At 63.6% G+C, this 21,606-nt stretch carries 18 protein-coding genes; 8 read left to right on the forward strand and 10 right to left on the reverse strand.

Features of this window, described 5'->3' with window-relative positions:
- Positions 1 to 428: 428 nt before the first annotated feature.
- The 6 genes from E3T31_RS14145 to E3T31_RS14170 are packed head-to-tail and all read right to left on the reverse strand — an operon-like array spanning position 429 to position 7,230.
- Entirely contained in the window at positions 429 to 1,961 is a 1,533-nt protein-coding gene (locus E3T31_RS14145) for a mannitol dehydrogenase family protein (RefSeq protein ID WP_241977994.1), read from the reverse strand.
- Entirely contained in the window at positions 1,951 to 2,874 is a 924-nt protein-coding gene (locus E3T31_RS14150) for an ABC transporter permease (protein WP_134469563.1), read from the reverse strand. Before E3T31_RS14150 ends, E3T31_RS14145 begins: the two co-directional genes overlap by 11 nt.
- Complete coding sequence (locus E3T31_RS14155) at positions 2,874 to 3,806, reverse strand: ABC transporter permease (RefSeq protein WP_241977996.1); 933 nt, start codon at positions 3,804 to 3,806, stop codon at positions 2,874 to 2,876. The genes E3T31_RS14150 and E3T31_RS14155 overlap by 1 nt, the downstream gene beginning before the upstream one ends.
- Complete coding sequence (locus E3T31_RS14160) at positions 3,806 to 4,930, reverse strand: ABC transporter ATP-binding protein (RefSeq protein WP_134469567.1); 1,125 nt, start codon at positions 4,928 to 4,930, stop codon at positions 3,806 to 3,808. Before E3T31_RS14160 ends, E3T31_RS14155 begins: the two co-directional genes overlap by 1 nt.
- 3 nt (positions 4,931 to 4,933) lie before the next feature.
- Positions 4,934 to 6,160 (reverse strand): extracellular solute-binding protein, encoded by a 1,227-nt coding sequence (locus E3T31_RS14165; protein WP_134469569.1) that lies wholly within the window; start codon positions 6,158 to 6,160, stop codon positions 4,934 to 4,936.
- A complete protein-coding gene (locus E3T31_RS14170; protein WP_134469571.1) occupies positions 6,157 to 7,230 on the reverse strand; it encodes a LacI family DNA-binding transcriptional regulator in 1,074 nt (357 codons plus the stop codon). The genes E3T31_RS14165 and E3T31_RS14170 overlap by 4 nt, the downstream gene beginning before the upstream one ends.
- 245 nt (positions 7,231 to 7,475) lie before the next feature.
- Here E3T31_RS14170 and uxaC point away from each other — a divergent pair, with 245 nt between their 5' ends.
- A complete protein-coding gene (gene uxaC / locus E3T31_RS14175) occupies positions 7,476 to 8,954 on the forward strand; it encodes a glucuronate isomerase (RefSeq protein ID WP_134469573.1) in 1,479 nt (492 codons plus the stop codon).
- Positions 8,951 to 10,183 (forward strand): D-mannonate dehydratase ManD, encoded by a 1,233-nt coding sequence (manD, locus tag E3T31_RS14180; protein ID WP_134469575.1) that lies wholly within the window; start codon positions 8,951 to 8,953, stop codon positions 10,181 to 10,183. Before uxaC ends, manD begins: the two co-directional genes overlap by 4 nt.
- A gap of 145 nt (positions 10,184 to 10,328) precedes the next feature.
- Here manD and E3T31_RS14185 read toward each other — a convergent pair whose 3' ends face one another.
- Positions 10,329 to 11,876 carry a UxaA family hydrolase gene (locus E3T31_RS14185; protein ID WP_134469577.1) on the reverse strand — a complete coding sequence of 516 codons (1,548 nt, stop codon included), beginning with the start codon at positions 11,874 to 11,876 and terminating at the stop codon, positions 10,329 to 10,331.
- A gap of 82 nt (positions 11,877 to 11,958) precedes the next feature.
- On the opposite strand from E3T31_RS14185, the gene E3T31_RS14190 reads away from it, so the two are divergent.
- Genes E3T31_RS14190 through E3T31_RS14200 form a run of 3 tightly spaced genes read left to right on the forward strand, consistent with a single transcriptional unit; the run spans position 11,959 to position 14,608 of the window.
- Positions 11,959 to 12,987 (forward strand): LacI family DNA-binding transcriptional regulator, encoded by a 1,029-nt coding sequence (locus E3T31_RS14190; RefSeq protein ID WP_166788514.1) that lies wholly within the window; start codon positions 11,959 to 11,961, stop codon positions 12,985 to 12,987.
- Complete coding sequence (locus tag E3T31_RS14195; protein WP_241977998.1) at positions 12,984 to 13,649, forward strand: bifunctional 4-hydroxy-2-oxoglutarate aldolase/2-dehydro-3-deoxy-phosphogluconate aldolase; 666 nt, start codon at positions 12,984 to 12,986, stop codon at positions 13,647 to 13,649. The genes E3T31_RS14190 and E3T31_RS14195 overlap by 4 nt, the downstream gene beginning before the upstream one ends.
- Positions 13,646 to 14,608: a sugar kinase gene (locus tag E3T31_RS14200; protein WP_134469581.1), complete on the forward strand. Its 963-nt coding sequence runs from the start codon at positions 13,646 to 13,648 to the stop codon at positions 14,606 to 14,608. The genes E3T31_RS14195 and E3T31_RS14200 overlap by 4 nt, the downstream gene beginning before the upstream one ends.
- Positions 14,609 to 14,904: 296 nt before the next feature.
- On the opposite strand, the gene E3T31_RS14205 is transcribed toward E3T31_RS14200, so the two are convergent.
- Genes E3T31_RS14205 through E3T31_RS14215 form a run of 3 tightly spaced genes read right to left on the reverse strand, consistent with a single transcriptional unit; the run spans position 14,905 to position 18,157 of the window.
- Positions 14,905 to 15,783 carry a carbohydrate ABC transporter permease gene (locus E3T31_RS14205; RefSeq protein WP_241977999.1) on the reverse strand — a complete coding sequence of 293 codons (879 nt, stop codon included), beginning with the start codon at positions 15,781 to 15,783 and terminating at the stop codon, positions 14,905 to 14,907.
- Complete coding sequence (locus tag E3T31_RS14210; RefSeq protein ID WP_134469583.1) at positions 15,780 to 16,742, reverse strand: carbohydrate ABC transporter permease; 963 nt, start codon at positions 16,740 to 16,742, stop codon at positions 15,780 to 15,782. Before E3T31_RS14210 ends, E3T31_RS14205 begins: the two co-directional genes overlap by 4 nt.
- A gap of 35 nt (positions 16,743 to 16,777) precedes the next feature.
- A complete protein-coding gene (locus tag E3T31_RS14215) occupies positions 16,778 to 18,157 on the reverse strand; it encodes an ABC transporter substrate-binding protein (protein ID WP_241978000.1) in 1,380 nt (459 codons plus the stop codon).
- 353 nt (positions 18,158 to 18,510) lie between these two features.
- Between E3T31_RS14215 and E3T31_RS14220 the strand changes: the two genes are divergently transcribed.
- The 3 genes from E3T31_RS14220 to E3T31_RS14230 all read left to right on the forward strand — a co-directional run bounded on the left by E3T31_RS14220 (position 18,511) and on the right by E3T31_RS14230 (position 21,483).
- Positions 18,511 to 19,572: a Gfo/Idh/MocA family protein gene (locus E3T31_RS14220; protein ID WP_134469585.1), complete on the forward strand. Its 1,062-nt coding sequence runs from the start codon at positions 18,511 to 18,513 to the stop codon at positions 19,570 to 19,572.
- Positions 19,569 to 20,363, forward strand: coding sequence for a hypothetical protein (locus E3T31_RS14225; RefSeq protein WP_134469587.1), 795 nt, complete (start codon positions 19,569 to 19,571; stop codon positions 20,361 to 20,363). Before E3T31_RS14220 ends, E3T31_RS14225 begins: the two co-directional genes overlap by 4 nt.
- Positions 20,364 to 20,451: 88 nt before the next feature.
- Positions 20,452 to 21,483, forward strand: a complete 1,032-nt coding sequence (locus tag E3T31_RS14230; RefSeq protein ID WP_134469589.1) for a LacI family DNA-binding transcriptional regulator — start codon at positions 20,452 to 20,454, stop codon at positions 21,481 to 21,483.
- The last annotated feature ends 123 nt before the right edge of the window (positions 21,484 to 21,606 follow it).

Raw genomic sequence — 21,606 nt, forward strand, 5'->3', positions numbered from 1 at the left:
GCCTTGAGTCCGCTCGCGACCACTTGAACGACTACGTGCCTTGGTATAACACCAGCCACAAACACTCCGGCATCGCGTTGTTCTCGCCGCAGGAAGTCCACGATGGCTCGTGGCGACGGACCCATTTCACGCGCGACCTCGCTCTGCAGAGATACCACCGCAAGCATCCAGAACGGTTCCGCGCACGACCCCAGCCCCAGCCGGCATCGTCGGGATCAATCATCGTCCCGACAAAAACGTCAAAAACTAAGCCAAGTGACTCCACACAGCTTGACATCGCGCGCCGATTCCAAATTGCAGGAGTTATGCGCGCCAAGCACCCGGACTGCAGTCACGAAGTGGCCGAAGGAATCGGGTGCGTCGTGGTGCATGGCGAACTCGGCGGTGGCCGGATACGCCTGCGCCTGGCCCAGATCATGCGCCGCGGCTCAGGCCGAGGTGCGCACCAGCCGCTGCACCTCACCGAGCTGGTCCACGACGGCAGCCCGAAACTCAGTCGACGCGCTGACCTCCGGCGGAAAGACCTCGGCCAGGGCGAAGAACCGGTCCACGAGGGCGGCCGGCTCCGTCACCGCGGCATCGACGGACGCGACGGCCTGCTGCAGCCGGGTGGCGAGCGGGTCGTCGAGGGTTGGGCCATCCGTTTGAAGAGTCGATGCAACGAAGGTGATCCAGGCGGCCACGGTCAGCGCGAGCCCCGCGGGCCTGTGGCCGGCATTCAAGCGGTCCCACGCCGTGCCGAGAATGCGGGTGGGCAACTTCTGGGAACCGTCCATGCCCACCTGCAGCGTGGTGTGCGGCAGGTTCGGGTTGGTGAAGCGCTCGAGCACACTGTCCCGATACTCCTCAAGGTTGAGCCCGAACGGCACGTCGAGGGTCGGCAGGATATCTGCGTCAATCGTGCTGCGCGCTACCGCACGAAGAGCCGGGTCCGCAATCGCCTGCGCGATGGTCGCATGCCCCTTGAGGGCGCCGAGGTAGGCGAGCTGGGTGTGCGTCGCATTGAGAATACGCAGTTTGGCGCGCTCGTATGGAGTCACGTCAGTGGTCAGGATCGCGCCGGCCTCTTCCCAAGCGGGCCGCGGCCCGGCGAAGTCGTCTTCGATGACCCACTGCGTGAAGGGCTCGGCCACCACGAGAGCTTCGTCGCGAAGGCCCAGTAGCCCGAGCGCCTCGGCCCGGTCGGCCGCTGTCGTCGCCGGGGCGATGCGGTCGACCATGCTCGAGGGAAAAGAAACGGATGCCGCGAGCCACGCCTGCAGCTCGTCGCGCCCCGCGCCCGGCGCCAGCGCTTCCACGAGCGAGAACACCAACGCACGGGTCAAGGCGCCATTGTTGACGAGGTTGTCGCAGGAGAGCACCGTAAACGGCTCGGCGCCCCCGCGGAAGCGCCGGGCGAGGCCGCGAACGAGCAGCCCGATCGGACTTTTCGATGCCGGCAGGTCGCATTCGCCGAGCAGCTCCCGCTCGATCAGGGCGAGATCCTGTTGCACGACGGCAAGGCCCAGGTCGATGCCGTCGCCCGCGCGCAGGTAGCCCTTTTCCGTGATCGTCAGCGTCGCGATGTGGGTCGTCGCACGGGCGAGGGTCGCGACGACTTTCTCGGAGTCCCGAGCCGGCCAGGCCACGTCGCGAACCGTACCCACGATGCGCAGCGAGGTGGCCTCAGCGCCCTTCTGCAGCACGCCGTAGAGGCAGTCCTGCGGTTGCAGCTGCCGGACCACGGAATCGGCTCGCCCGGTGACACCAAGGATTCCCCAGCGGGTGTCGCCACTGGCCGCGGCGGCGTCTTCGGTGAAGACGGCCTGGTGCGCCCGGTGGAAGGCCCCGATTCCGAAGTGCACGATCCCGATGGTGAGCGCGCCAGGGGCGACGCGTGGGCCGGTAGTTCCCACCGGATGCCCGCCGCGCAATGTTTCGAGCGAGAGTCGCTCCAGTGTGCTGGTTGAGTCAGTCTTCACGGGAGTCCTTGACCTGGGCCACCAGCTGGGTGGGATTGATGAAACGGAGGGCGATGATCAGAATCAGCAGCATCATCGCCGTGTAGATCACGCCCATCGAGGAGATGAGCTGTCGGGCCTCGCCGCCGCCGGCGCTCGTCATCGCCCGGTAGATGGCGACCACCAGGGTGTCAGAGCTCGGCCCGGACACCAGGAAGGTGAGGTCGAACATGCCGACCGTTCGAACCAGAACGAGGATGCTTGCGGCCAGGATTCCCGGGATCAGCAGGGGAGCCAGGATCTTGGTGAAGACCCGATACATGCTCGCGCCGCACATGCGGGCAGCGTTCTCAATTGACGGGTTGATCTGCTCGATAAACGGCGTCATCGTGATAATCACGAACGGCACGGAGGGCACGAGGTTCACCAGGATGACGGCCAGCACGGTGCGGCCGAGGCCGAAGTTGTACATCACGGTGGCCAGCGGAATACCGAAGGTGATCGGCGGAATCAGGATGGGCAGCAGGAACAGCAGCATCACGAGCTTCTTGCCCGGAAAGTTACTGCGGGCGAGCACGTAGGAGGCCGGCACCCCGATGATGACCGAGATGACGATCACGGAGACGGCCACCAGAAGCGTGACCCCGATGATGTGCGTCAGGTCGAATCGGGCCCAGGATTCCTGGTACCAGCCCAGGGTGAAGTTCTCCGGCAGCCAGGTGTTGAACCAGGGCTTGCCGAGCGAGTCGACGAGCACACTGAGCACGATGCCGAACAGAAAGATGAAGAACGCGGCGATGCCGAACCAGACGAACCAGGTTCCGGGTGAGGCCACGAGGGACTTCTCACCGGGTGCCAGCTTGCCGCGGTTGCGGTTCTTGACGATGTTGACCACCTCGGTGGGCGGAGCAGCTTTAAGTCGTGAGTTGGACATCAGCCCTTCCCTCCCGTTGAACCCTTGTAGAGGAAGGAGCGGCCCAGGAACACGAACGCGATCACAATGAGCTCCACCACCCCCATCATGATTGCGATCGTGGAAGCCATGCTGTAATCCAGCTGCTCCGAGAACGCCCGGTAGGCCATCAGAGCGAGCACCCGGGTTTCACCCGAGGCGTCACCGACTAGCCGGGCCGACGGAAACACACTGAACGCGAGCACGAACGTGAGGATGAACGTCGTGGCCAGTCCGGGCGCGAGCAGCGGCAGCGTGATCCGGCGGAAGCGCTGCTTCCAGTTGGCACCGAGGGTCTTTGCCGCCGCTTCGAGCGAGGGATCGATTCCGGAAAGATACGACGAGATCAGCAGGTACGCGAACGGGAAGCCGGAGATGATCAGGGACAGCATCACGCCGAGGTAGTTGTTGACGAGCTGGAGCGGCTGGTCGATGATGCCGTTTTCCAGAAGGAACCGGTTGAGCCAGCCCTGACGCCCGGCAAAGATCAACAGGCCCTGCGCTGTGAGCACGGTACCCAGCGTGATGGGCAGCACGAGCAAGGTCTGCAGCATCCGCTTGCCACGGAATTTGCTGCGGAGCTTGAACGCGATCGGGATCGAGACGAGCACGTTGAACAAAGCGGCGGGGAGGGCGAGCCGCAGCGTGATCCAGACGGAGTCAAAGATGAACGCGTCCTTGAAGAACGCCACGTAGTTGGCGAAGAATCCGCCGCCCCACTGCTCTTGGGTGGCCGCGAGCGGCTGGAAGGTGAGCCCGATGCCGTAGGCGAAGGGGTACACGAACAGCAGCAGCGCGAACACGATGGCCGGCACGAGCAACAATAGTTTCGTGTCGACTCCGCGTTCGGCCAGCCGGTGTTTGAGGCTGGCCGAGCCCCGGGCCCGCGAGCCCGTATTGGTCGCGGATGTCATCATCGCACCGCCGAGAGTTCCCGGGGCGCGTCGACTCCGTCGAGGCTCGTGCGGTAGATGAGCGCTCGGGACGGATCGACGGTGAGCTGTACGGTCGAACCGGGAACGAGCGCGGTGTAGGCGTGCACGAACAGATTCTGGCCCTGGGTGGTCGTGACCTCGACCGCGAACTCGCGCCCCTGGTATTCCACCACGTTCACGGTGGCCTGCACGGTATCGCGACCGGGCGGTGTATCCGGCCCGGCAACTACCAGGTCGGAGGGACGGATGGCTACGCGAACCGTGTCACCGATGGCCGCCTGCTGGGCCAGGGTTGCCATGATCGAGATGCCCCGGCCGGAGACTCTGGCGAGGTCGCCCACGACCGATTCGACGTCAAGGTCGACGATGTTGCGGTAACCCATGAAATCGGCGACGTGCCAATTGGCGGGGTTGTCGTGCAGCTGCTCCGGCGTGCCGACCTGCTGCACCCGGCCCTCCCGCAGAACCACGAGCCGGTCGGCGAGGGAAAGGGCCTCTTCCTGGTCGTGGGTGACGTAGATGGTGGTGAGTCCGAGGGACTGGTGCAGGCGACGGATCTCGGTGCGCATCTCCAGGCGCAGCTTGGCGTCGAGGTTGGAGAGTGGCTCGTCCATGAGAACGAGGCGCGGTTCGAGCACGACGGCGCGGGCGATGGCAACGCGCTGCTGCTGGCCGCCGGACAGCTGGCCCGGCAATTTCTTCGCCTGTTCCTGCAGCTTCACCAGGGCCAGGCCCTCAGCCACGCGCCGGGCGATCTCAGGCTTGGGCAGGTTGCGCATCTGCAGCCCGAACGCGATGTTCTTCTCCACAGACAAGTGGGGGAACAGCGCGTAGTTCTGGAAGACCATGCCGAAGTCGCGCTTCTCGGAGGGCAGCACGTCGATGCGCTTGCCGTCGATCAGGATTTCACCGTGGGTGAGGGGGAGGAGGCCGGCAAGGCAGTTGAGTGCGGTGGACTTGCCGCATCCCGACGGTCCGAGCAGGGCGATGAACTCGCCCGCCCGAACCGTGAGATTGAGGTCGACCAACGCATTCTGGCCGCCAAAACTGCGACCGACGTTCTTCAGTTCGAGGGTATCAAATGTATTGGTCGACCGTGTCATGAGTTACTTCGCCTCAAATTTTCCCGAGCCGACTTCGCGGTCCCAGATGTCAAATGCCTGCACGAGAGCGGCAGGCACGAGCGGAGCTGCCTTGGGCATCTCCTCGATCAGGTCGTCGTACCAGTCGCGGCCGAACTCGGCGATGACGTCCTGGCTGGCTTGGGGCGCCTTGTCGAGAGTGGCGCCTTCGATGGCCGGGCCCGGGTAGAAATAGCCGGTGTCATAGGCCATGGCGTTGGTCTCCGGGGTGAGAATGTCCTGCAGCAACAGCAGAATGGCGGACATTTTGTCAGCGGTCTGGCCCTGGGGGACGACCGCGTAGTGGGCATCCGTTACCCAGGTGAAGTCGTCGAACGGGGCAGCTTCAATGCTGGCGGGCATCTTGGCCGTGGCGCGGGGTTCGATATCCCAGCCGGTCGTGGTGGGGATCATGGACCAGGTTCCGTCGGCCATGTTGGTAATGACCTGGCCGGTGCCGGTGGGGTAGTTGTTGATGGTGAGGCCGAGTTCCTTCAGGTACGCCCAGGTCTTGTCCCAGCCGTCCACGGGATCGGTCGGGTCGGAGTCGCCGAGGATGTACGGCAGGCCCTGCAGGAAGGTGCGGCCGGGGCCGGAGTTGGCCGGACGGGCGTAGCCGAACTTGCCGGGGTTGGCCTGCGCCCAGGCGAGAACCTCTTCCGGGGTGGTTGGAACGTCGGTCACCACGGCGGGGTCGTACTGCAGCAGCGGGCCGGACGGGTAGTAGGTCGTGACGACGCCGAAGCCCTCGGCGAGCTTCTGCATGTTTGCGGCGGGCTCAATGTAATCTTCCTGGTTCGACAAACGGTCGCCGTAGTCGGTGACGAGCGGAACCCAGAGGTTCTGGCCGATACCGGCAGACAGTCCGTCGGTTCCGGTCATGACCATGTCGATGGACAGGCTGCCACTGTCGACCTGAGGTTTGATGGAACCCACGAGGTCTGGCGCGCCGGCGCTCTCCCAGGTGACCGCGGAGATCACGTCGGGGTTCGCTGCCACGAAGGCGTCGACCATGGGGCCGGTGAGCTTCTGGTTGCCGGCCACGTCCAGAATGTTCAACGTCACGGGGGCGGATGGTTTGTCGGGCACATCGGAGGCGTTGGCGGCCGGAGTTGCCGGCGCCGCACCGGAATTCGGTGCGGTGCACCCCGTGAGAACGAGGGCAGCCACGGCGACTGCCGCTGTGACATAGGTGCGGGTGAAAGCTCTCATTTCGATTTCATTCCTTCTGTTCGGACCAAACGGCTGCGTTTGGAAGCTGGGGTCACTGCCGATTGAGTGGATGCCGCCGGGCTGGCAGGCACGACGCCGGTGGACTGTCGCACGACGAGTTCGACCGGAATCTCGAGATTGGGGCGTGGCACCGTTGAACGGCCCAGAACGGCGTCGAGCAGTGCGTCGACGCTTGCGCGCCCCATCTGGATCCGGGGAAAATCAACGGTCGTGAGGTTGGGCCAGACCAGGGTGGACATGGGAACGTTATCGAATCCGGTGACACTGATGTCGGCGGGTACGTTGATACCGCGGTGTCGCAGTCGATCGACGAGCCCGGCGGCGACCAGGTCGTTGAAGGCCACGATGGCCGTTGCTCCGCTCGCGAGCGCGAGGTCCGCCGCCTGGGTTCCGCCGGAGAACACCGGCGAAAAGTTGCCCAGTTCGATGAGCGTGACCTCGTCGGACTGTTCGGCGAATTCGCGCAGGGCCACATCGCGTTCCCGGTTGGACCATGACGTGATCGGGCCGGCCGCATACGCGATCGTGCGGTGACCGAGCGCCACCAGGTGCCGCATGACGGCGCGGGCTCCGCCGCCGTTGTCGAAGGTGATCGAGGGTACTCCGGGCAGGGTGCGGTTCACGAGAACGAGCGAGCTCTCCTCGGCGACGCGGCCGACCGCCTCGTCGGTTCCGCGGGGCGAGCAGAGGATGACGCCGTCGACCTGTTTGGTGAGGCTGCGCACGACTTCGTCTTCGAGAAGAGGGTCTTCGTCGGTGTCGGCGATGAATACGGCGTAGCCGGCGGCGCGGGCGCGGGCCTGTACTCCCTTGCAGATCGAGCCGAAGAACGGGTTTTCGAGGTCGGGCACGACGAGGCCGATGCTTCCGGTGCGGCCGGTGACGAGTCCCCTGGCAGCGCGGTTCGGTCGGTAGCCCATGGTTCGTGCCGTCTCCTGCACGTGGAGGCGCGTAGCCTCGGCGACCTGATCCGGGTTAGCCAGCGCCCGCGAGACCGTTGAGATCGATACGCCGGTGGCGCGGGCCACATCGCGAATAGTCACGACCATGCTCACCACCACCCTGTGTAATGGTCCGAGCGTTTGCGGACCGTGGCTACATTCTGCAAACCTTTTCAGTGTTTCGTCAAGTCTCAGTTTTATAACGGGAGAAAGTTTGCACTGATGGCGCCCGCGACCGTTCCGCTAGCTCTATTTACGTGCATATAGTGGTCTCAGCGGACCCGGCAACGACGTGTTCATCAGGCTCGACCGACTGCAACAACATTCATTTTGTTTCAACGAGGAGGCAGAAAATGGCCAAAACGCCATGGAAACTTCACCCTGACCGGGCGCTCCCGGCCGAACCGACCCAGCGCTCGATCGCCCGTGAGCTCTACCAGAGCGTCGCCGCACTGCCGATCGTCTCGATGCACGGGCACATCGATGCCGGGGCCATCCGGCGCAACGATGCCTTCGGCGACCCGGCCGAACTGTTCATCATTCCAGACCACTACCTCGTACGCATGCTCGTGTCCCAGGGCTACCGTCAACAAGATCTCGGCGTTCGGCCCCTGAACGGCGACCCGTACGAGACCGACCACCGCCTCGTCTGGCGGCGCTTCTGCGCGAACTGGAAGCTGTTTCGGGGAACCCCCACCCGGTACTGGATGGAACACGAGCTGGTGGAGGTCTTCGGCATTACGGAGGAGCCCTCTGCCGCCACGGCTGACGCGATTTACGACCAGCTGTCGGCCACCCTGGCAACGCCGGCATTTCGCATCCGCTCACTCTTTGACCGTTTCAACATTGAGATTCTTAGCACAACGGATGCGCCGGATTCCGACCTGGCCGAACACGCGGCGCTCGCCGCAGACGGTTGGGGCGAGCGCGTCGTTCCCACCTTCCGGCCCGACGGGATCTTCTACCCCGATCGCGCAGCCTGGCGCGCCTCCGTGCGCTCGCTCGCCGCCCGCAATGGTACCGAGATCACGGATTACGCGAGTTTCCTCGTGGCCGTGCAGGAGCGCCGCCTCGCATTCGTGGCGGCCGGCGCCCGGGCCACTGACCACGGCCACCTCACCGCCGACACCACCCCGCTGTCGGCAGCGGATGCCCAGCGCATCTTCGCCAAAGCACTGACCGGGCCGGTCGATGCGGCCACCGGCGCGGCCTTCGCAGCCAACATGCTGTTCGAGAGCGCTCGCATGTCGGTCGAAGACGGCCTCGTGATGCAGTTGCACCCCGGAGTGCAGCGCGACCATTCCGACGAGATCTCCGCCGCTTTTGGACCGGACAACGGATTCGACATTCCCCGCCCGGTGGATTACACTCGCGGGCTGCAGCCGCTGCTCAACGCCTTCGGCCTCAACCCACGTTTTCGCATCATTTTATTCACGATCGACGAAACCGTGTATTCGCGGGAGCTCGCCCCGATTGCGGGTGCTTATCCGTCCGTGCGACTCGGCGCCCCCTGGTGGTTCCTCGATTCGCCGGGAGGCATGGCGAGGTTCCGTGAGCTCGTCACCGAGACAGCCGGCTTTTACAACACGAGCGGTTTCGTCGACGACACCCGGGCGTTCGCGTCGATCCCGGCCAGGCACGACCTCGCCCGGCGCATCGACGCCGGCTACCTCGCGGGGCTCGTGGCCGAACACCGACTCACCCTCGACGAGGCGACGGAGACTGCCATCGACCTCGCCTACACCCTGCCGCTGGCGGCGTACGCGCGCCGCGACGACGTATCCGATGGCATCACACCAGTAGCTGTATTACCAGAAGGAGTCGCATTATGAGCGTCATCGAAAACGCAGAAGTCTTCGTCACGAGTCCCGGCCGCAACTTCGTCACCCTGAAGATCACCACGTCGGACGGCGTGACGGGACTTGGCGATGCCACCCTGAACGGGCGTGAGCTTTCGGTGGTGGCCTACCTGCAGGAGCACATCGTGCCGTTGCTGATCGGCCGCGACCCGCAGGCGATCGAAGACACCTGGCAGTACCTGTACCGCGGGGCATATTGGCGTCGCGGGCCCGTCACGATGGCGGCGATCGCCGCGGTGGACGTTGCCCTCTGGGATATCAAGGGCAAGGTGACCGGCCAGCCGGTGTATCAACTGCTCGGTGGGGCCTCCCGCACGGGCGCCCTCGCCTACGGGCACGCGTCCGGCTCGGATCTGCCGTCGCTGTTCAACTCCATTCAGAACCACCTCGACCAGGGGTTCAAGGCCATCCGCGTGCAAACGGGCGTGCCCGGTCTCGGCCAGGTCTACGGTGTGGCCACGAACCAGAAGCCCGGCGAGCGCTACGACTACGAACCCGCCAAGCGCAGCTCGGTTCCCACCGAGGAGGAGTGGGACAGTCGCGCCTACCTCCACCACATCCCGACGATTTTCGCGGCCGTGCGAGAGGAGTTCGGCTACGACCTGCCGCTGCTCCACGATGGCCATCACCGGCTCACGCCGAACGAGGCGGCCATCCTCGGTAAATCACTCGAGCCCTACGACTTGTTCTGGCTCGAGGACTGCACCCCGGGGGAGAACCAGGAAGCGTTACGCCGGGTGCGCGCCCAGACCACAACGCCGCTCGCCATCGGCGAGATCTTCAACACAGTCTTCGACTATCAGACCCTGATCACCGAGCAGCTCATCGACTACGTGCGCAGCGCCGTCACCCACACCGGCGGCATCAGCGCACTCAAAAAGATCATCGACTTCGCGGCGATCTACCAGATCAAGTCTGGATTCCACGGACCCACCGACATCTCGCCGGTCGGCCAGGCCGCTGCCCTGCACCTCGACCTGGCAATTCACAACTTCGGCATCCAGGAGTACATGAAGCACTCAGAGGACACCCTCTCGGTGTTCCAGACCAGCTACACCTTCGAGAACGGGCTGCTGCACCCGGGCAACAACCCCGGCCTCGGGGTCGAGTATGACGAGGCGCTCGCCGCGACCTTCGACTACACGCCCGCGTACCTGCCGGTGAACCGCCTGCAGCGCGATGGGACCATGCACGACTGGTAGCGAGAGGCGTCGTTCGCGAGGTGCTACCTTCGGCCCCTTGGGGGCGTCGCCCCTCAGGTGAGGTGCCATCTTTGGCCCCATGAGAGCTGGTGATGGGGCAAAAGGTGGCACCTCGCGGGGGATGCAGGGAACCGTGGTCCGCGCCTCAGGTGACGGTGCCGAACTGCCAGGGGATGAACTCCTCCTGGCCAACGCCGAGTTCTTCGCTCACGGTCTGTTCGCCCGACGCAACTCGGATGATCAGGTCGAAGATCTCGGCCCCGACTTCGGCGAGGGTGGCCGTGCCGTCGACGATGCGGCCCGCGTTGAGGTCCATGTCATCGGGCATCCGGTTGAACGTCTCCGAGTTGGTGGCGAGCTTGATCGAGGGTGTGGGCTTGGAGCCGAACACTGAGCCGCGGCCGGTTGTGAAGCACACGACCGTGGCGCCACCGGCGATGATGCCGGTCACCGAAACTGGATCGTATCCGGGGGTGTCCATGAAGACGAGGCCGCGTTCGGTGATGCGCTCGGCGTACTCATACACGGCGGACAGGTCGGCCTGCCCGGCCTTGGCGACGGCGCCGAGGGACTTCTCCAAAATGGTGGTCAGCCCGCCAGTCTTGTTTCCGGGGGAGGGGTTGTTGTCGAGGCTGCCCCCACCCTGCTTTGCGTAGCCCTGCCACCACTCGATGCGGTCGAGCAGCCGCTGCCCCACCACGGGCGAGACCGCGCGGCTCGTGAGCAGGTGCTCCGCGCCGAACACCTCTGGAGTCTCGGCCAGAACGGATGTTGCCCCATAGGCCACGAGAAGGTCAGACGCCACTCCGAGGGCCGGGTTCGCGGTGATGCCCGAGAAGCCGTCTGAACCGCCGCAGTTCAGACCCAGTACAAGTTCGGAGACCGGAACCGGAACCCGGCCTCGCTTATTGAGCTCGGGAAGCATGGCGCGGATGCGGGCAATGCCCTCCTTGACCGTGGCCCGCACGCCGCCCTCGCCCTGGATATTCATGGTGGACACGAGAGTGTCGCTCGGCAGGTCGTAGCCCGTCACGAGTGACTCCACCGGAACCATTTCGCAGCCGAGTCCCACCACCAGCAGGCCACCGAAATTGGGGTGGGCGGCATAGCCGTGCAGGGTGCGCAGTAAAACCTGGGCGCCCTCGCTGGTCGGGACCAGGCCGCATCCGCTTTGGTGTGTGAGGGCCATCACGCCGTCGACGTTCTCGAACTCGTCGAGCGCGAAACCACGAAAGGCCTCCGCGATGAGGTTTGCCGCGGTGGCGGAGCAGTTCACCGAGGTGAGAATGCCCACGTAGTTGCGAGTGCCCACCCGGCCGTCGGCGCGCGGGTAGCCGAGGAACGTGGGCATCGGCTCGTTCGGCACAGCCAGGGCGGTGCGGCTGGTGCCGAACTCGTGGGTGCGCCCGGTGTTGTCCATGCCGAGGTTCTGGCTGTGCACGTGCTCGCCAGCCGCGATCGCCGCGGTCGCACGGCCAATGGATTGCCCGTACTTATGGACCTGTGCGCCAGCGGCGATGGCGGCCAGAGCGAACTTGTGGCTGCGCGGAATTTCGGCGGGAATCGTAAGTTCCGCTCTTCCGGGACCGAGGTCGATGAGCGTGCCAGCGGCAAGTGTTCGAAGTGCGACAGCCACCTCGTCCCGGTCGTTCAGGTGCAGGGCAACGTCGCGGAGCAGGACTCTGGTGGGCATCTGGCGGGATCCTTGTGGTTGCTATAGGGTGAATGTAAACGATTTCATTCCCTATTCTCATTCTTTCCGACGGACGGGTCAAGTGGCTACGACGATTCGACAGGTAGCAGAGGCCGCCGGGGTGTCGATCGCCACCGCGTCTCGAGCGCTGAGCGGATCCGATGCCGTTGTAGCCGCGACCAAAGACCGCGTCGTGCGAGTAGCCGCTGCACTGGACTACACCCCGAGCCGACTGGCGCGCGGCCTTGTGACCGGTACGACCGGCAACATCGGTGTGATCTTTCCCGACATCACCAACCCCTTCTATACCTCTTTCTTGGCCGAACTCGAATCGCTCGTTGGCGCGTACGATATGGGCATTGTGATCGGCGATTCCCATGAGAATCCCGACCGCGAGTACGCCCTGGTGCGCCAGATGTCCACCCAGGTGGATCGCCTCGTGCTCACCTCCAGCCGGCTGACCGACGAACAGATCGTGGCCGCGGCCGGCCGGCTGCCGGTCGTGCTCGCCAACCGACGGCTCGATGTCGGCGTGGTCGTGCCGCCTCGGCTGAGCCAGGTGGTCATTGACGTGGACGCCGGCTTCACGTCGGCCGTCACCCATCTGCACGCGCTCGGCCACCGCAGGCTCACCTATCTCGACGGACCCGTCCGTTCCTGGTCGGCGCGCCAGAAACGAGCCGCACTTATCCGGGTCTGCGGCGAACTCGGGTTGAACCTAACCATCGTGGGGATCGAGCGGCCCGACTTCGCGGCCGGGCTCGCGGCGGGCACCGGCCTCGACACCGACCGGGCCACTGCCGTGCTCGCCTTCAACGACCAGGTCGCGCTCGGAGTGCTCGCGGCGCTCCGCGCTTGCGGCATCGATGTTCCGGGCCGAATCAGCGTGATCGGCTGTGACGATTCCCTCCCAGACGGGCTCGCCTGGCCGGCGCTGACCACCGTCGACAGCTCCAGCCGAGCCCTTGGCGCCCTTGCTGCGGCCGCTGTGCTCAACCCCGAAACGCACCAGACCGGCAGCGTCCCCACCCGACTCATCGTTCGTCGGTCGACGGCCAGTGCCGTCCCAAGTTTCAACCCCCGTGAAGAACAAACCCAGGAGTCATCGTGACCCTCGCCCCGTCGCCGGCCCGCGTGCCGGCATCCGCCCGACTGCGCCAGCATCCGATCATCGCCGTGTTGCGCGCGAGCGCCGCGACCGACTACGACCCCGTGGTCGACACGCTCGCCGTGAATGGCGTGCGCTCGATCGAACTCACACTCAGCACACCCGGCACCTTCGAGCATTTGCCCGCCCTGCTCACGCGGGTGGGCGACGACGTCGAAGTGGGGATTGGAACCATCGTGACCGTGCGGCAGGCCGAATTCGCCATCGCGGCCGGGGCGCACTATCTCGTGACCCCGATCGTAAACCTCGACGTGATCGCGCTCGCCGTGCGCGAGGGCATTCCCGTGTTCCCGGGCGGGCTGACGCCCACCGAGCTCTACGGCGCCTGGGCCGCCGGTGCCACCGCCGTGAAGATTTTCCCGGCCGAAACCGTGGGGCCGCAGTACGGTTCGCACCTGCGCGGGCCGTTTCCCGACCTGGAGTTCGTTCCCTCCGGCGGGATCGGCCTCGAAGACATTCCGCGCTGGCTGAACGCCGGTGCCCTCGCCGTGAGTCTCGGCGGCCCGCTCGTGGGCGACGCGCTGAAAGGTGGGTCGCTCGTGGCGCTCGCCGAACGGGCGCAGCGAGTGACCAGCCTCGCAGCGGATGCCCTGGCGCAGCGATGAGCGCCGCATCCGTCGCTCCCTCGGTTGTGACCCTGGGCGAAACGATGGCCCTGATGAGCGCAGACACCTTTGGGCCGCTGCAGCATACCCGGGCCATGACCGTGGGCATTGGCGGTTCAGAGAGCAACGTAGCCATCGCGCTGCGACGCCTTGGCACGCCGGTCACCTGGATCGGTCGGGTGGGCGAGGACTCCCTCGGTGACCTCGTGCTGCGCGAAATCAGCGCAGAGGGCGTGCGGGTGGTGGGAATCCGCGATTCGGAGGCACCGACGGGGCTCATGGTCAAGGAGCGCCGCACGAGCCGGGATACCCGCGTCTGGTACTACCGTCGCGGCAATGCCGGGTCGCGGCTTGGGCCAGACGACATCGACCCGGAACTCATTCGCTCGGCGTCCCTGCTGCACCTGACCGGCATCACGCCCGCGCTCTCTGACACCGCTGCTGACGCCGTATTCGAGGCAATCCGGGTGGCCGGGGACGCCGGAGTCACCGTGTCATTCGACCTCAATTTTCGGGGCAAACTGTGGTCGCCCGAGCAGGCGGGCGCCGTCTACCGGCTCATCCTGCCGCTGGTTGACCTGGTTTTCGCGGGCGACGACGAGGCGGCCATCGCGGTGGGCGAGGCGGCGACACCGCTGCTTCTCGCGCATCGGCTGATCGAGGCCGGGGCGGGGGAAGCCGTAGTGAAACTGGGCGAGCGCGGCGCCGTCGCGGTGGTGCAGGGCCGAGAATATGAGCGGGCGGCCATTCCCACGACGGTGGTCGACACGGTGGGTGCCGGGGACGGTTTCGTTGCCGGTTACCTCGCCGACTACCTGCTCGGCCGCGACGTGCCCACCCGGCTGACCACCGCAGTGACCGTGGGCGCCTACGCCTGCCTGGTTCCCGGCGACTGGGAGGGCATGCCGCGCCGCAGCGAGCTCGCCGCCCTCGGGGCGAGCGAGCCAGTTAGTCGTTAGGCGCGCGGTTGTCAAATAACGCACTGATCTTGAGTGTCGTGCCCTGCTGACTCGCTACGGCGAGGACAGCTTCTCGCAGGGTGGGTGACGCGAATTTTGTTTTCCGGAGGACTGATCACCAATCGGGGGGGGGGGGCTGTGTCTTTTGCGTCGAAGTCGGCCCCAACACTGAGCTGGTAGTCACCGGCGAATCCGTTGACACCCGACCCGCCGCGTCGGTAAACACGGTCGTGGGCGCAAGTCACCACCCGCTTTTCACGACACTGCAGCATCCGTTATGGCCGCGGGCGGATGGCTCACCGACCGGCGAGCGAGCCTCCGATACCTCCAACACTGAAGTACTTGTTCAGGAAGGCGAACAGGAGAACGGGGGGCAGCATCATGATGACGGCAACGGCCATGACCAGACCCCAGTTCGTCGCGTTCTGCTGAAAGAACGTTTGCAGGCCAATTTGCAGGGTGAAGCTTTCGTTCGAGCGCAGAAACACGACAGCGATCAGGTAGTCATTCCAGGCGAGCAAGAAGGAGAAGATCGCTGTTGACAAAACGCCGGGCAGCGAGTTGCGCAGGACAATGCGGGTGAAGCTTCCGAACACCGAACAGCCATCCATCCAGGCGGCTTCTTCGAGAGTGATCGGGATGGAGTCGAAGTAGGCAGCCATCATCCAGATCGCCACCGACATCGTTGAGCCGACATAGATGATCGTGATCCCGGCCAGGCTATCGACGAGTTGGATCTTGGCGAAGAGGATGAACAATGGGATGACCGCGGTCACGACGGGGAGTGACTGCACGACGAAGAGCACGAGCGAAAATCCGGATACCAACCGATTGCGCCCGCGGGAGAGTACATAGCCAGCCGGCGCCGCCACGAGCACCGAGATCAGCACGGTAACGAGCGTTACCGACAGGCTGTTCATCATCCAAGCGCTAACGTTCGTCTCCGCGAATACGGTGGCGAAGTTCTCGAGGGTGAACGACGCTGTGGATGTACTTCCCAGCGCTGGCTGCAGGGAAAGCATGACCACCGCCGCTATGGGCACCAGCACGACCAACGTGATGGTCAGCACCAGAAGGAAACGCCACCACTGCCCGCGCAGGCTCTGGTCCGGTCTCTTTGCCGTCGTTGTGGCGGTGACTGTCACCAGCCGATGGCTCACTGTTTCGGTACTCACTCGACGTCCACCTTTCGAATCTGGCGGTATAACAGAACGGAGATTACGACCAGTACCAGAGTCATCACGAAGGCGATTGCAACACCGGGGCCGGTTTGGAAGTTGAGGAATACGGTCTTGTAGGCCATCACGACGAGCGAGGTTGTTGCGTTGACTGGACCGCCACCGGTCAGGAGGAAGATGGTGGGGAAGTCGTTGACGCAGAAGATCGTCATCAGGATCCAGCTGATGTAGGTCGATCGGGAGATCAACGGCATGGTGATGTGTCTGAATGCCTGCCAGCTGGTCGCACCGTCGACCTTGGCTGCCTCGTACACATTTACATCCACGGAAGCGAGCGCCGAGGACATCATCATCATCATGAACGGAAAACTTACCCACACCTTGAAGACGCAGACGGTAACCTGCGCGAGTACGGGATTGGCAAGAAACAGCACGTTGCCGAGCCCGAGTGCGTCCGCCAGCATCGGCAGAGGACTTTGCGGGGTGGCAACGAGCCAATTCCAGGATGTCGCCGACACGACGACGGGGACGACCCAGGGCAGCAGGAGCAGTACTTTGAATATTCCTCCTGCTGGGACCTTGGTGCGTAGTAGCAGCGCGAGCCCGAGCCCGATCAGCCAGCTCCCGAAGACGCCGGTCAGGGTGAAAATCACGGTGAACCGTGTCGCAGTCCAGAAACTTGGATCCGTGAGCACATTCAGGTAGTTCGTGATCCCCACGAAATTGCCTGCATCAATCAGATCGCCGTTGCGCACGGACTGGATGCCGGCGTAGATGACTGGATACAGGTTGAGCAGCACGAGCAGGAATAGCGCCGGCGCGGCAAAAGCCAAGAGGGTCCAGTTTCTGGCGTTGATGCGTTTCTTGCCCAGACGGGAGGGGACCATCCCCGGACCAGATACACCGACGCCGCTACGAGCGCGTTGAAGCCGATCCGTTAGCGTGTTCGTCGACATTTGCGTTCCTCTCTATTGCTGCCGAGCGAATCGTGTCAAGAAGCCAGGCTGGCCTCGATAGCGGTCTGCAGGGCGGTGAGAGCCGATTTGGCGTCCGTCCTGCCACCAAGGATTGATTGTGTGAACGTCTCCATCGCGGGAGTTCCATCGACCGCGGTGACGCCGAGGAACAACGCGTCACCCCCGGGCGCCGCCCAGGTGCGGGCGATGGGCTGCCACTCATTGATGATTGTCACGTTGTTCGCGTTGGTCTTGAACTCGGGTGTCTCGGTGATCGACTTGAGCGGGGGCAGGCCGATGCCGGTTCCTTCGGTCCAGAGCGATTTCATGTTCTGGTAGTAGTACGTGAGGAAGGCCTCGGAAGCCTCCTGGCTCGGGCTGTTCTTGTACATCATGATGTTGTTCGGAAAATACAGTGACCCCTTCGTGCCCGCTGGGCTGGTCAATGGACTGCCAACGACGAGTTGAGGACCAACGTCGCCACCGACATTCGCGGCAAGACCGCCGCCGTCGAAGCCGAGGCCGAATGCACCTGCCGCCCACTGGCTGTCCGCGTTCGCGCTTGTGTAGGTGACGCTGGCCGGGTCAACGTAGCCCTTCTTTACCATCTCGAGCACGAATTCCATGGCCTCAATGTTCGCCGGTGTTACGCAATTCGGCTGCTGCTCTTCATCGAACAGGCCGCCACCGTTGTTAACCATCCAGCCGGTGAGGACGTGACTGCCGGTGAAGGAGCCCGCCCCGGCGGCCGTGCCATACCCGTAGACGTCAATTTTCTTCAACGCTGCAGCGGCATCGATATAGCCTTGCCAATCGGTTGGTGGCTTAGCTCCAGCCTTCTCCATCAACGATTTGTTGTACCACATGACACGCATGTCCAGGTTGTACGGAACGGCGGCGTAGCCCTTCTCCACCTTCATGGTGTCGATGAGGCCTGGGAGGAAATCGTCGTAGAGCCCGTTCGCCTTCCAGCTCTCAATCAGATTGTCCGCATAGGCGATCTTGTCCTGCGACTCGAACTGGAACGCCTGGGTACCGCCGCCCGAGCTCACTGCCGGGCCGGTGTTGGACGCGACTGCCGCCGAGAAAGTCTGGGTGAAGTTCGCCCATTGGATGATCTGGTAGCTCGCCGCGCCCATTCCGGCCGTTGGAACGTAGTCGCCGGTAATTTGTTCGTCGAGTTTGTTGAATTCGGTGTTACCCCAGGGCATATTCCAAAACTTGATCTCGCCGTCGCCTGACGCAACCCCGCCTGAACCACCCTCGCTGGAAGTGCACGCAGCGAGAAGCCCCGCAGCGGCAAGGCCGCCGGCGACGCCGATGAATCCGCGCCTGGTGAATGCGACGCCGCTAAATTGTGATGCCATGAGTTGTTTCCCTTCCGATGGCCGAGGCAGAGCCTGCACATCGTTCATTCGTCATTGAACAAAAACTTTTGAAGGCGTCACGTCGAAAAAACGCAACTGGTTCGGAGCGTACTTAACTACGAGGTCCTTCCGGCACGGGCGAAAACAATCATCGACCTGATTGAAAGCACCGGCAGCAATCTCCGGGGTTGACCAGAGCCTAGGGGAATATTGCCAAAAAAAATACGAAAATATCTTTATCTCTCTGAGGTTCATTGCGCAAAAGGTGAATGACGGAATACTTTTAGCGGGTCACTCATCGACAGAGGATCGCCTGTCCCAGCCCTGCGGCTTTGTTGTGCGCTTGGCGCTTTGCCAATCCCGATCGGTTGATGGCACCACCACACCACAACGGAGTAAACATGACCGAATCCACCCTCGGCGTAGGTATTCTGGGCGCTGGCCCGGTTACGCAGGCCATCCATATACCGACCTTGGCGCGGCTTCGAGACGTTCTTCATATCGCTCACATCATGGATGTCGACGCGAACATAGCGCAGTCCGTCGCGGGCCGAGTTGGGGCCGACTGGACAACAGATGTCGACGAGCTACTTGCCGATGACCGTGTGCAGATCGTCGTCGTGTGCAGTCCGCATCAGTTTCATGCCGCGCAGGTTATCGCTGCCTGCCGTGCGGGCAAGAAGGCAGTGCTGTGCGAGAAGCCCTTCGCGATGAATCAAAGTGAGGCGGAGGAGATCGCGAAAGTTTCCATCGAGACGGGTGTTCCGATCATTGTCGGGGCCATGCATACCTTCGACCCGGGATGGCTCGCCGCCAAAGACAATTGGGGCGATCTCGTAGACATTGCACATACCATCCGATACTCGATCGTGCTGCCTCCGAATTCCCGCTTCGAAGATTTCGCGACCGAGATCATTACGCGACCGGTGGCGCAGCAGCGCGACCGTACCGACCCGGAAGTCGCAGCGGGAATGATGCGCGGGGGCATCATGGGACTGGCCATCCATGACCTTCCGCTCGTTCGCTCATTTTGTCCGGATTTCACCGACATGGAGGTCTTGTCTGCGCAAGTACTTTCCCCGTCTGGCTATCTCGTCAATCTCCGCATCGGCGACCAAAATGTGCAGGTGCGCGGCGTGAACACCAACTCCTGGCGGCCGGAGTGGATCTTCGAAGCCATCGGTGACCAGGTATCCCTGCGGATCGACTTCTCCCCGTCGTATGTGCAGGCGGGGTCGGCGACGGCGGTCCTTCGTCGTGGCAACCGGTCCGAGGTGTACGGTCCTTACTCCTACAACGGGTACGAGGGAGAATGGCGATATCTGGCCGCCGTGGCTCGCGGTACGGCTGATCCACTCGATGTCACGATACTCATCGACGACCTGACTTTTGCCGTCGAAGTCGCTGACCGGGCATCGGAATTCGTGCGAAACGCGATGACTGCAGTAGGTGCAGCAGCATGACAACCCAGTTCGCTGTGACTGCTTCATCCGCCGCAGACAAGGCGGGAGATATCGCCCAGGTGATAGCGTCCCTTCCGGTGTCGCTGCACCAAGCATTCGCTGCAGCAGACTTGGTCGGCATCGCCGGTGGGGACGGGTGGGTGGATGCTGCGAAGCACGCCATCGAATCGGGCGCTCGTGGAGTGCTCATAGTCGACCCTGTGGCCTTCGACGTCGTGGCGTTGATCAAACAAGCGGATGCCGCCGGTGTACCCGTGGTTATCGACGCGACCTGGACACACAACCCGGCTGTGGCCGCTAGTGCGGATGCGTTCGTCGAGCATTGTGATGCTGACGGCTTTATCGAAGCACGGGTAAACGTGCCCCTCGGGTCCGACATCGAGCGCGTGCTGCTTAATCAACTGTCCCTTGTTCGAACGGTTGTCAGTCCGATCAGTCGGCTCCGGTTCGCGCGAAAGAATTCACGCGGATACGACGCGCTCGCGGATCTGGTCGGCGGTGCATCCGCTAGCCTCTCGGCCATCCTCTCGAGTTCGGGTCCGGTATCGGCCACGCTCCGCATTCTCCAGTCGGAGACCTCGGTCGAGGTAGAGCTTCCGAGCCCGGTATCGGCGGCGCCCGGTTCTGTCATTGTTTCCGGACCCGAGGGCGCAACCTTGCTCCCGACGCAGTGGGAGACTGCGCACAGGGCTGCATGGCGCCGCCTTCACGGCCTGGTCGATGCCGGCGAGCTTTCACGCGACCTGGCCGGGTTTGCCCGGGATGTCGCGGCAATCCGAACGGCGAAGTAACGGCATCCGCGTCCGGGAGAACGCAAGCTTGGATCTGACCGAGATTGAACTGACCAGCGCGCTCATCACACTGATTAGAGTTAGCTCTATGACTCAGGAAACATTTCTCAACCAAGGAGATGGCCGCGCGACACTGGCTCAAATTGCCCACGATGCATCCGTGTCGATGTCCACGGTCTCCAAGGTATTGAATGCCCGAACCGGGGTGTCGACAGCGACTCGAGTGCGGGTAGAAGATCTGTTGGTATCGCACGGTTACAACCGGCGTGGATCCGAGCAGTCAAACAGCACCCTGATCGAGCTGGTTTTTAACAACATTGACAGCATCTGGTCGCTCGAACTCATTCGCGGTGTCGAACGGGTGGCTCGGCAGAACGGCCTGAGTGTCATTCTCACTGAGAGTGGGGACCGCCACTCTCCGTCGCCGGACTGGATCAAGGGTGTGTTGCAGCGCCAACCACTCGGGGTGATTTTGGTCTTCTCTGACCTCTCCGACGACCACAAGCGTCAGCTGAACACTCGCAACATACCGTTTGTCGTGGTCGACCCGGCCGGAGACCCCGCCCCGGACGTCCCGTCGATCGGGTCGGCTAACTGGTCGGGTGGGCTGTTGGCCACGCGTCACCTGATCGAACTCGGGCATCGACGAATTGGCATCATCACCGGTCCGGAGGACATGCTGTGTTCACTTGCTCGCCTCTCCGGCTACCGGTCTGCCCTGGAGGCGGCCGGGATCCAGTTCGACCCCGCCCTCGTGGCAATCGGTGACTTTGGCCGAGAGTCCGGCGTGGCCAGGGGGCACGAGCTTCTCGCGCAGGCCGACCGACCGACCGCCATCTTCGCCAGTAGTGACCTGCAGGCGATCGGGCTCTATGCCGCGACTCGAGCGCTCGGGCTGCAGGTCCCGCGCGACCTATCGATCGTCGGGTACGACGACCTGCCCGTGGCCTCGTGGGTTGACCCTGCCCTGACCACCGTGCGTCAGCCGCTTGTGGAGATGGCCGAGGAAGCCACCAGGCTCGTGCTCAAGCTGCGAACCAACGGTCACGCCGAGAATATCAGGCTCGATCTCGCGGTCAACCTCGTGCACCGCGGAAGCACGGCGCAGCTTAATGGCTAAGAACGAAAGGTTTCCTATCCATGGACTACATGTTGCGTAATGCTTTGCGACATGTATATCTTGGTCTTGGCGGTCATCTGGCTGCTGCCACCGGACGAAGGAGTCACGCGGATGCCACAGCTC

Origin of the sequence: Cryobacterium sp. TMS1-13-1, from assembly GCF_004403125.1 — a bacterium.
Classification (GTDB): domain Bacteria; phylum Actinomycetota; class Actinomycetes; order Actinomycetales; family Microbacteriaceae; genus Cryobacterium; species Cryobacterium levicorallinum.